At 69.9% G+C, this 418-nt stretch carries 1 protein-coding gene; it reads left to right on the top strand.

Annotated elements, in window-relative coordinates:
* The coding region (locus QCN29_RS36785) for a transposase (RefSeq protein ID WP_279933609.1) at positions 1-303 on the top strand (303 nt) is incomplete at its 5' end.
* Between the last annotated feature and the right edge of the window lie 115 nt (positions 304-418).

Raw genomic sequence — 418 nt, 5'->3', positions numbered from 1 at the left:
GGCCCGGAACTGCCCGAATGCTGGCTGCTGGCCGAGTGGCCCGCCGACCAGGCCGAGCCGGTCCAGTTCTGGCTGTCCGACCTGCCCGCCGACACCCCGCTGACCACCCTGGTCCGCCTGGCCAAGCTCCGCTGGCGCATCGAGCACGACTACCGGGAGATGAAGCAGGCCCTGGGCCTGGCCCACTTCGAGGGCCGCACCTGGGGCGGCTGGCACCACCACGTCACCCTCGTCTCCGTCGCACACGCCTTCTGCACCCTGCAACGACTGGCCCGGGCCCCAAAAGACGCGGCGCCGGCCTGAGCCTCTACCAAGTCGTCCGCGAGCTGCAGACACTCCTCGCTCTCTGGACCGGTGCCTGCCCCACCTGCCATCGCGACATACCCGCACCGCTACGGATCTGACCAAGCACTACTAG

This window comes from Streptomyces chengmaiensis, assembly GCF_029846775.1.
GTDB classification, from domain to species: Bacteria; Actinomycetota; Actinomycetes; order Streptomycetales; family Streptomycetaceae; genus Streptomyces; species Streptomyces chengmaiensis.
This window is presented reverse-complemented; position numbering and strand designations above follow the sequence as displayed.